10 protein-coding genes and 1 pseudogene are annotated in these 8,915 nt (G+C 57.5%); 6 read left to right on the top strand and 5 right to left on the bottom strand.

Annotated features, from left to right (window positions below; all coding sequences use genetic code 11):
• From IGS51_RS19980 to IGS51_RS19965, 4 genes are all read right to left on the bottom strand, one after another.
• Nucleotides 1-434 (bottom strand): hypothetical protein (locus IGS51_RS19980; RefSeq protein ID WP_297080537.1); only part of this gene is annotated, 434 nt, incomplete at its 3' end.
• Between the two features lie 352 nt (nucleotides 435-786).
• Nucleotides 787-1,509 (bottom strand): GTP cyclohydrolase I FolE, encoded by a 723-nt coding sequence (folE, locus tag IGS51_RS19975; protein WP_297080536.1) that lies wholly within the window; start codon nucleotides 1,507-1,509, stop codon nucleotides 787-789.
• A gap of 149 nt (nucleotides 1,510-1,658) precedes the next feature.
• Nucleotides 1,659-2,381 carry an SDR family oxidoreductase gene (locus IGS51_RS19970; protein ID WP_297080535.1) on the bottom strand — a complete coding sequence of 241 codons (723 nt, stop codon included), beginning with the start codon at nucleotides 2,379-2,381 and terminating at the stop codon, nucleotides 1,659-1,661.
• 643 nt (nucleotides 2,382-3,024) lie between these two features.
• Entirely contained in the window at nucleotides 3,025-4,005 is a 981-nt protein-coding gene (locus IGS51_RS19965) for an acetyl-CoA carboxylase carboxyltransferase subunit alpha (RefSeq protein ID WP_068508945.1), read from the bottom strand.
• Nucleotides 4,006-4,323: 318 nt separating this feature from the next.
• Here IGS51_RS19965 and IGS51_RS19960 point away from each other — a divergent pair, with 318 nt between their 5' ends.
• The 5 genes from IGS51_RS19960 (at nucleotide 4,324) to IGS51_RS19940 (ending at nucleotide 7,310) form a co-directional block, all read left to right on the top strand.
• Nucleotides 4,324-4,617 (top strand): hypothetical protein, encoded by a 294-nt coding sequence (locus tag IGS51_RS19960; protein ID WP_297080534.1) that lies wholly within the window; start codon nucleotides 4,324-4,326, stop codon nucleotides 4,615-4,617.
• 29 nt (nucleotides 4,618-4,646) lie between these two features.
• Entirely contained in the window at nucleotides 4,647-4,886 is a 240-nt protein-coding gene (locus IGS51_RS19955) for a hypothetical protein (RefSeq protein ID WP_297080533.1), read from the top strand.
• Nucleotides 4,887-4,933: 47 nt separating this feature from the next.
• On the top strand, nucleotides 4,934-5,113 hold the full coding sequence (locus IGS51_RS19950; RefSeq protein WP_297080532.1) for a hypothetical protein: 180 nt from the start codon (nucleotides 4,934-4,936) through the stop codon (nucleotides 5,111-5,113).
• Between the two features lie 244 nt (nucleotides 5,114-5,357).
• Complete coding sequence (locus IGS51_RS19945; protein WP_297080531.1) at nucleotides 5,358-5,717, top strand: hypothetical protein; 360 nt, start codon at nucleotides 5,358-5,360, stop codon at nucleotides 5,715-5,717.
• 201 nt (nucleotides 5,718-5,918) lie between these two features.
• Nucleotides 5,919-7,310 carry an MATE family efflux transporter gene (locus IGS51_RS19940; protein WP_297080530.1) on the top strand — a complete coding sequence of 464 codons (1,392 nt, stop codon included), beginning with the start codon at nucleotides 5,919-5,921 and terminating at the stop codon, nucleotides 7,308-7,310.
• Between the two features lie 12 nt (nucleotides 7,311-7,322).
• Here the strand turns inward: IGS51_RS19940 and IGS51_RS19935 are convergent, their stop codons facing one another.
• Nucleotides 7,323-8,000 carry a L,D-transpeptidase family protein gene (locus IGS51_RS19935; protein WP_297080529.1) on the bottom strand — a complete coding sequence of 226 codons (678 nt, stop codon included), beginning with the start codon at nucleotides 7,998-8,000 and terminating at the stop codon, nucleotides 7,323-7,325.
• A 484-nt stretch (nucleotides 8,001-8,484) separates the two neighbouring features.
• Between IGS51_RS19935 and IGS51_RS19930 the strand changes: the two are divergent.
• Nucleotides 8,485-8,915 (top strand): annotated as a pseudogene (locus IGS51_RS19930) (polyphosphate kinase 2 family protein); the annotation flags it as partial.

Here is an 8,915-nt window from a genome sequence, read left to right as displayed (position 1 = left end):
AGCCCCAGCGCCAGCAGCACCCCGCCGACTCCCACCACAAACACGCCCAGCGAAAGCTGAATCAGCCAGTTCGCCTGCACCAGCGTCCGCAAAGCCAACAGCAGCGTGCTAGATACCAGCAGCAGCAGCGATCCGTGGGCAACTAGCAGGCTCACGGCGACCATCTGGTGGTGTCGCTTGAGACGGCGATTGCTCCGCCGCAGCGCCAGCAGCGATCGATAGGACACGCCGTCCCACGACTGTTCCAACCGCCAGGGGCGATCGCCCAGTCCCTTCAGTTCACCTCGCAGCACCTCTCCCCCCGCCCCCCGCAGCAGACTGTCCAGCCACACCCAGCGCAGCATCAACCCCAGCCACACCACCGCCCCCACCGCCACCATCAGCACACTGTTCAAAATCAGTTGGATTAGTTGGGTTGTTTGCTCAATGCTCATGGGCCTGTGGGGAATTGAGGGTTGCTGGGAATTGGGGGAATAGGCGTGCGGAGTTGGAGGGATTTATGATTTTGGATTTGCGATTTTGGATTTGTAATTTTGGATTGCCAGTCGAGCATTGTGGGCTTTTAGATGGGCTTCAGCAATGCCATTTCTAGCGCCACTTGCGACTGTGTATTCGTAGTAAAACTCGGTAAAACTCGGCAGTAGAAAAGTAAAGTCGGCTTCTGCCCAAGCAAAAACCGACTGTGGCAAGAAGTTGGTTAGTTCAATAGTACTACTCAACTTCGAGTTATGCAACTGTTTTGTCCCCAGAATCAAGCCCTAGGTGCCGGATTCTAGCACCTGGATTCTAAAAAAAGGCAGGCTGATGGCGGATCAGGCTGAGAAACTCTTCTCGCGTGCGCTGATCTTCCTGGAACACACCCAGCATGGCGCTGGTCACCGTCCAGGAACCGGGTTTTTGCACCCCGCGCATCACCATACACATGTGAGTCGCTTCCATAACCACCGCCACGCCCTGGGGTTCCAGAATCGTTTGCACTGCTTCGGCAATCTGGCGGGTTAGGCGTTCTTGCACCTGGAGGCGGCGAGAATACATTTCCACGATGCGGGCCAGCTTGCTCAGCCCCACCACTTTTTGATTGGGGATGTAGGCGACATGAACCCGACCCATGAAGGGCAGCATGTGGTGTTCGCACAGGCTGAAGGCGTTGATGTCGCGCACCAGCACCATTTCGTTATGCCCTTCATCAAAAATTGCGCCGTTCACCAGTTCTTCGAGCGACTGGTTATAGCCACTGGTGAGAAAGCGCATGGCTTCGGCGACTCGCTTGGGGGTCTTGAGCAAACCTTCCCGCTCCGGGTCTTCGCCCACGCCCAGCAGCATGGTTCGCACTGCGTCGATCATGTCCTCTTGCGACACTTCGGTATGCTCTTGGGCATAGGAGGTCGTGCGATCGGGGCGCACCTCCAGCGTTAGCGTTTCGCCCTGCTTCGGTGTATCAATCTTGGCGGGTGAGGAGTTGGCTCCATTAGATCCGTTCGTAAATCCGTTAGAAGAAGCAATCGTCATAGGTCTTGGGATGAACTCTCCAAAGAAAACAATGAAACTGTTGAGAGAATCAGCCAGTGCTGAACGGCTTGTTCAGCAATCTCTCTGTCAAGCAGTCCCGGTAAAGCAGTCCCGGTGAAACCGTGCTGCTTGGGGGCTGGTTCGGATCTTCACAAGGCTCCCGCACTGGGAACCAGCGTGATTTCTTCAATCACTGCACCAGGGGGGAGCAGGGCAGTATGCACAATCGACTGGGCAACCACGTCGGCAGTGAGCATACGAGAGCGATCGAAGTCGGCTTGCACCGTGTCGGTGTCCCAAATTGGCGTATTGACCGATCCGGGCGAAAAGGTGACGACGCGAATCCCGTGGGAGCGCTCCTCGGCTGCCAGGGTTTTGGATAGGGCAATTAGCCCCGCCTTGCTGACGTTGTAGGCTCCCCATCCGGGAAAAGCGTGATAGCCCGCGATGGAGGCGATGTTGATAATCACACCCTGGCCGCGATCGCGCATTCCAGGCAATACGGCCTGGATGCACTGAAAGACGCTGGTGAGGTTGAGATTGATCACCCGCTGCCAGTCGGCGAGGGGAGTCGTCAGCAAGTCTCCGGTGTAGCCGATTCCGGCGTTGTTCACCAGAATGTCGATGGGGCTGGCTGTGGCGATCGCCCCTATTTTTTCAGCGACCTGATCCAAAGCTTCCAGATCGATGGGATAAGTGTCTGCCGCTACGCCCAGTTCGCGGGCCGCTGCGGCGACTGATTCCAGCGAGTCGGCAGAGCGGGAAACCAGGGCCAGGTTTACCCCCGCTTTGGCAAAGGCGATCGCCGTGGCTGCGCCAATGCCCCGACTGGCTCCGGTGATCAGGGCGCGGGTGGGAAGAACGTGAGACATGAGTAAAATCCTGAACTGATGAACCAGCGTGAACGGAATAGAAAAAACCAATGGTTAGGCCAGCCTGTAGCCGAAACTTAAAATCGCAGGTGGGTAGCGAACTGGGAGAAACTCCAGTTCCAAGCAGCGGTATGAAGCGGTTGATTAAAGGAACGATTGATTAAAAACAGTTGGGTTAGCAGGGGAGTTAAAAAAGTTAGAAAACTAGATTGCTAGCGTCAAAGAGTCCTGAGTTCAAGTCTGGCGTGGGTCTTTGATCGAGCGGCATCTGGCTAATCCGTGCCATCAGGCATTGCAGTGAGGCGATCGCACAGTGAGTCTCCAGAAGCCAGACCGAATCCATCAGCAATGACTCTATCCAAATCAAAGCCAAGCCCTAATGCCTATGATTAGCATGACCGAAACAGGGCCCTATTAACGAGTATTAAGCGCTACACACCAGAATCGGCTCCAAAATATTAAAAAATGTTACGGATTTGATTTTAACACTCATAAACCGGACTCGACCAATTTCCTCTGCCACGCTAACTGATTTTGTCAAAGGGAGCAGTGGGCAAATCCGTCCTGCCGTCTGGCTCCAGGTTCATTCAGAAATCGAGGGGCTGATGCTATCAGTTCAGCCTCCCCAACTCCTTCCACTCGCTCAAGCCGACATCTCCTGAAAGATTCCAATCTTGCGAAACTTTTGGTAACGCAGGTCGCGCCGCTGGGCGTTGGTGAGGCTATCAAGCTGGGCCAGGTTTTCTAGGATGGCGGCCTTGAGGGTGGCGGCGGCCTGGAGCGGGTTGGCGTGGGCCCCGCCCAGCGGCTCTGGCAAGATTTGATCCAGAATGCCAAGCTGTTTCAAATCTTGGGCGGTAATCCGTAGCGCCTCGGCCGCCTGGGGCGATTTGGCTGCGTCTTTCCACAGGATGGCGGCGCAGGCTTCGGGGCTGGCGACCGTGTAGACCGAATGCTCGAACATCATCAGGCGATCGCCCACGCCTATGCCCAGCGCCCCGCCCGAACCGCCCTCGCCGATGACAGTGCAGAGGATGGGCACGTCCAGTCGAAACATTTCGCGCAGGTTATAGGCGATCGCCTCCCCCTGGCCCAGCCGCTCTGCCTCCAGCCCCGCGTAGGCCCCCGGCGTGTCGATAAACGTCAGAATGGGCATCCCAAACCGATTGGCATGGTTCATCAGACGCATTGCCTTGCGATAGCCCCCCGGCGAGGCCATGCCAAAATTTCGCGCCACGTTGTCTTTTGTGTCGCGCCCCTTTTGATGCCCCAGCAGCACCACGGGCCGCCCGTCCAGCCGCCCAATGCCGCCCACCAGCGCCCGATCGTCTGTCCCCGTCAGGCGATCGCCATGCAGTTCGATCCATTCATCGGTCATGGCCTGAATATAGTCCAGCGTGCTGGGTCGGCGAGGATGCCGCGCCACCTGGAGCCGCTGCGCCGGGGTCAGGTTTTGAAAAATCTCCTGCCGGAGCTGATCGGCCCGCTCCTCTAGCTTTTGAATCTGATCGGACACGTCTACCTCACTTTCCTCTGCCAGGTCACGGATTTGCTTGATACGCTCCTCCAGATCGACCAGGGGTTTTTCAAAATCCAGCAGCAGGCGACGTTCCGATGTGGGCATGGCTCAGGGTTAGAGGTTGAGAACTAGCTTGGGGTGGAGAATTGGGCTGATTGCCCAAGGGTTCATTTTAGCAATCCGTCGTTCCCCACAGTTGCCCCAACGGCTGCGCCAGGGGATTTCAGACATCAAAACTATTGAGCTTTCTTGAGTTGGCCCTAGGAAAAAATTGATGGTTCTGCGGGTTGTTCTACGCCGTCCCCCCTCACCTGATTCCCGTTCACCCAATCGGGTGAGCCAGGGAGGTGAGGTAAGGATCAGGGCGATCGCCCTACGATAGGCACGACACTTCTGACAGCTTGGCTAGAGGAGGCAAAGCAGATGCTCAAACACAGCGGCGTTCGTACCATTCCAAATATCCGAGTCGTTGTGGTTGCTTTTGTCGCCGGCCAGGCCCAACGTCTCCAAGCTAAGGTTCAGATCTTTCTGATTATTCAGATTTTGCGGCATTTGCGGCAGTTGCCCATTCTGCGGCAGTTGCTCAGCCCCCCACGCGGAATGCAGCCGGGGCTGCTGATGCGACGAAGCGGCCGCTGGGGCGCAGCAAGCTTTTCCAAAGCCCTTTTCAAAGCCTCTGGGCTAAAGGGCGCGGAAAAGTTTGCCCATTGCGGATAGCCGCGAATAGTCCGTGAATAGTCCGTGCAATGGTTCAGCGTTTTGTTTGGGATCGCTGGGCCCTGCGTCCCCTCAGGCGACTTCAAGATTTAGCCAGGTCTAGAGGCTTCTCTGACCTGCATTGGCTTCCGGTTTTAGATACGGTTTGGCGCTTCATCCAGCGTGCCCGCAGGTTGGCTTACAGGCGGGCGATTGAGGAATCGGCGTTGGGGCAGTTGCCAGAACAGTTGCTAGAGCAGTTGCTAAAGCAGTTGCCGGAACGATTATAGGAACACTTGTCGGAACGGTTACTGGAACAGTTGTTGGAACGGGCAAGGTGGGTTTGTTTTGCCAAAAGCGGGCGATCGCCCTGGCCCATGCCCTAATGTCCACTCCCGTTCAAACTCTGGTTGATGCCGTTATCGACCGCATCGCGGTTGCCTCTGGTGCTTCGCTGGTCGAGCCTTGCCACCGCAGCGTGAGCCAGGTTTCGCAGCACACGCGGTGCCCGCAATAGGTTCCTGATACGCTCTACAACTCCGCAGCGCGATCGCCCTAGTGGCGTTTGTCCAGGCTCCAACCCGCTGATTTTGCCTCCTCTGAGGGTGCAGATCAGCATTTCCCTCGACGGATGGCGATGGTTTGACCCGGTTTGAGGTTTGACCCGATTTAACTACGGCAATGGGCAGGCAAGCTGGCTTTTGCTACACCGTGCCCAAAGTCGCCCCTTCATCCCACCATTCACCCCTGGAGTCTTTCTCATGAATACGATTCATAAACCCGGCGACCTAGAGCCGAAGCCGGGTTCTGCAACCAGTCTGGCAATTGACGGCAGTTGTTCCCGCAGATCTCGCTGGGCAAGGCTCTGGGACAGCTTGCTGGATCATCTATTGGGTCCTCTCCTGAGCTATGCAGGCGACCCTGGCGAACCGCGTGTTTGGTTCGAGCGCGATCGCAATGGGGAAAGCTGGTGGTGTGCCCATGACCCGGTGACGGGCGATCGCGTCCGCTGCCACACGGGCACAGAACTCCGCGCCTGGTTGGAATCTCGGTACAATCGCCCCTCTAGCCGCTCGACTCACACTGCCCGCAGCATCGTGCCACCGATTCATCGCTGGTAGGCTGCTGGGAGACGGAAACGCAAGCGTCATGGATCACGGCCTTCAGTCCTGACGCTTGCGCCCAACTCTTCCCGGTTTCCATTCACGCGGCGGCCATCGCTCGACCTCCCCAACTTTGAAATTTCCAGAATTTCCGCAATTTCCAAAATCTCCGCAATTTCCAAAATCTCCGAATCTCTGACACCCAGATCTCTCAAACCTATGAAACCCTGGCTTACGAAAAACACGATTTCAGCCGAATCGCGGGAGTTATTTTGGCTGGCGCTGCCGCTGGCAGGGGCGCAACTGTCGCAGTCGGCGACGGGCTTTGTCGATACGGTGATGATGGGCCGGCTGGGCAGCGAGTCGCTGGCGGCGGGCGGATTGTGTGCGACCTATTTTGTGGCGCTGCTGCTGCTGGGCGGGGCAATCGTGGCGGCGGTCAGCCCGCTGGCTGCGGAGGCCTACGGGGCGAACAATCCGCAGCGGGTCGGCGCGGTAAATCGGCAGGGCCTCTGGCTGGCGCTGCTGCTGAGTTTTCCTATGACGGTGCTGATCTGGCACGGCGACGCGGTGCTGAGCCGCACGGGGCAATCGGCAGAGATGCTGGATCTAGGGCGGCCCTACTTGCGGGCGATCGCCCTCGGCTATCTCCCCGGTGTGGGCTTTGCCGCGCTGAAAAGCACCGTGTCGGCCCTGTCGCGCCCCCGGCCGATCATCCTGATCATGCTGGGCGGAATGCTGATCAATATGACGCTGAACTATGCACTGACGCTGGGCAAATTTGGGCTGCCGCAGTTGGGGCTGGCGGGCATCGGCTGGGCCAGCGCAATTTCGCTGTGGAGCATGTTTGGGGCGATCGCCCTCTACATCCTGCGGCAATCGTCGCTGGGTCCCTACGCCCTCCTGAGCCATCTGCATCGGTTTGACCCCAAGCTGTTTCGGGAACTGGTGCAGATTGGGCTACCCATCGGCATTCTGGCTGCCATCGAGGTGGGCCTGTTCACCGTCACCACGGTTCTGATCGGGCAACTGGGAACCGTGCCGCTGGCGGCCCACCAGGTAGCGCTGCAAACGGCCGCCGTCACGTTCACCATTCCGCTGGGGATTTCCTTTGCCACGACCGTCCTCGTTGGTCAACGCCTGGGCCAGCGCCAGTTTCCTCTGGCCAAGCTGGCGGGATACCTGGGCATTGGCATGGGCAGCCTGTTTATGGCCGTGATGGCGCTAATCTTCTGGCTTATGCCAGAAACCATTGTGTCGCTTTACCTCGACGTGCGCGACCCAGCCAATCGAGAGGTCGTAGAACTCGCCAAAAAGCTGCTCTGGGTGGCGGCAATGTTCCAACTGGTAGACGGCATCCAGGTCACGGCGACGGGCGCACTGCGGGGACTGAAGGATACGCAAGTGCCCATGCTGATTGGGCTGCTTGCCTACTGGGGCGTAGGGCTGACCAGCGGCTACTGGCTGGGTATTCATGCAGGACTGGGAGCGGTCGGTCTGTGGTGGGGGCTAGCCCTGGGGCTGACCGTCGCGGCGATTATCCTGCCCTGGCGATTTAGCCGCGCCAATCCGCTCAAGCTAGAGGAGGGGCTGGCGAGTTCAGGCTCCTGAGGCGATGGCGGATTATGGCTCTACGCGCACGGGCGTTCCCACTTCCACCAGGGCATAGAGCGCCAGCACGTCTTCGTTTCGCAGCCGGACGCAGCCGTTGGATGCCGCCTGCCCAATTGAGGAAACCGTCGGCGTGCCGTGGAAACCAATCACGCCGTTGGGCAGTTCCGCAAAGCCAATCCAGCGTAAGCCCAGGGCGCTGTCTGCTCCTGGCTGGCGAATTTCCCCCGTCCAGGGATTTTGCCAGGTCGGGTCTTCGATCATTTCAAATATGGTGAACTCGCCCGTTGGCGTGGGCGTGCTGGGCTTGCCGACGGCGACGGGAAAGCTGCCCAACATGGTGTCGTATTGGTAAGCAAACACGCGCCGCTGGCTGATGCTGAGGACGAGATGGGTTGCTTTGGTGCGGGGTGCGGGCGTAAACTGCTCCACATCCCACAGCGGCGGTAGCTCCGGCAGCGTCGTGTTGTAATAAATCGGCAGGGGAGCAGCGGCAGGAATCGCTTGACTGGAGGTCAGGCCGCTGGTGGAAACGGGATAGGCTTCAGCGGCGGGTTGGCTGGCGGCAGGGGAGGAAAGGAGGGCGATCGCCCCCATCACCAGCGCACTTGCAATCCCTCTACACCCTCGCGATCTGGTCCACCGCGGGCTATTCCGTCCAGATCGCCAGTCTGGTTGATTCCAATGCATAACACGCTCCTCATTCCACACGTTCACACTATCCTGCCCAGGAATTCGCAAAAGATTTCGCTGCTACGCCGCTGGACGGGAATCCTGGCACAGGATTTCTGCACAGGATTTCTGCACAGGATTTCTGTACATGATTATGGTCAAGAATCAGCGATGCTGCCAAGAGCAAGGGGCTGCCAAACACAGGGGTTCGGCGGTCAAGAGTATATCGATTTTGGATTTTGGCTTGCTAGTCAACTGTCTGCGGGGACTCCAGTCATTTCATTCGTGGCGCTGCTCAGGAACATTGACGTTACAGATCAGCGATTTTGGATCAAGAATGCAACAAAGCTGTAAGCCTTCAGGTCAAACGGGGGCGCTGCCTGTATAATTTCAAGACTCGTCAGGCTTAAGGCGTTTAAGGCGGGTGAGTGGAGAATTGCAAGGGCGATCGCCCGCAGTTCGCGCTAGTTTTTTAATTTTTTTTAGCTGGTTTTTATAGGCTATGAATCACGATCCCTTTCTCGTCAAACCCGGTTCAAAAGTTTCTTTAAAAAAAGACTATGACCCTGGCTACACTGGCGACTATACCGACAAAGCCGCAGCGCAGGAAAAGCTGAAAAAAGGCGTAGAGCGGCTGGCAAAATATCAGGATGTCCTCTACGCCCAAAATATCTACGCGCTGCTGCTGATCTTTCAAGCGATGGATGCGGCGGGCAAAGACAGCACCATCAAACACGTCATGTCGGGGGTCAATCCCCAGGGTTGCCAGGTCTACAGCTTTAAAGCACCCTCGGATGAGGAACTCGACCACGACTACTTGTGGCGATCCTTCAAGGCGCTGCCAGAGCGGGGAAGAATCGGCATCTTCAACCGATCGCACTATGAAGAAGTGCTGGTGGTGCGGGTGCATCCCGAAATTTTGCAAAAGCAGCA

Origin of the sequence: Thermoleptolyngbya sp. M55_K2018_002, assembly GCF_015295965.1 — a bacterium.
In the GTDB taxonomy this organism is placed as follows: Bacteria; Cyanobacteriota; Cyanobacteriia; order Elainellales; family Elainellaceae; genus Thermoleptolyngbya; species Thermoleptolyngbya sichuanensis.
The sequence above is the reverse complement of the archived record's forward strand: the minus strand, read 5'-3'. Positions and strand labels throughout refer to the sequence as shown.

What these genes read in the sequence shown, in the direction of transcription:
- folE (WP_297080536.1), bottom strand. Translation starts at nt 1,509, where the DNA reads ATGACGATTGCTTCTTCTAACGGATTTACGAACGGATCTAATGGAGCC.
- IGS51_RS19970 (WP_297080535.1), bottom strand. Translation starts at nt 2,381, where the DNA reads ATGTCTCACGTTCTTCCCACCCGCGCCCTGATCACCGGAGCCAGTCGG.
- IGS51_RS19965 (WP_068508945.1), bottom strand. Translation starts at nt 4,005, where the DNA reads ATGCCCACATCGGAACGTCGCCTGCTGCTGGATTTTGAAAAACCCCTG.
- IGS51_RS19960 (WP_297080534.1), top strand. Translation starts at nt 4,324, where the DNA reads ATGCTCAAACACAGCGGCGTTCGTACCATTCCAAATATCCGAGTCGTT.
- IGS51_RS19955 (WP_297080533.1), top strand. Translation starts at nt 4,647, where the DNA reads ATGGTTCAGCGTTTTGTTTGGGATCGCTGGGCCCTGCGTCCCCTCAGG.
- IGS51_RS19945 (WP_297080531.1), top strand. Translation starts at nt 5,358, where the DNA reads ATGAATACGATTCATAAACCCGGCGACCTAGAGCCGAAGCCGGGTTCT.
- IGS51_RS19940 (WP_297080530.1), top strand. Translation starts at nt 5,919, where the DNA reads ATGAAACCCTGGCTTACGAAAAACACGATTTCAGCCGAATCGCGGGAG.
- IGS51_RS19935 (WP_297080529.1), bottom strand. Translation starts at nt 8,000, where the DNA reads ATGCATTGGAATCAACCAGACTGGCGATCTGGACGGAATAGCCCGCGG.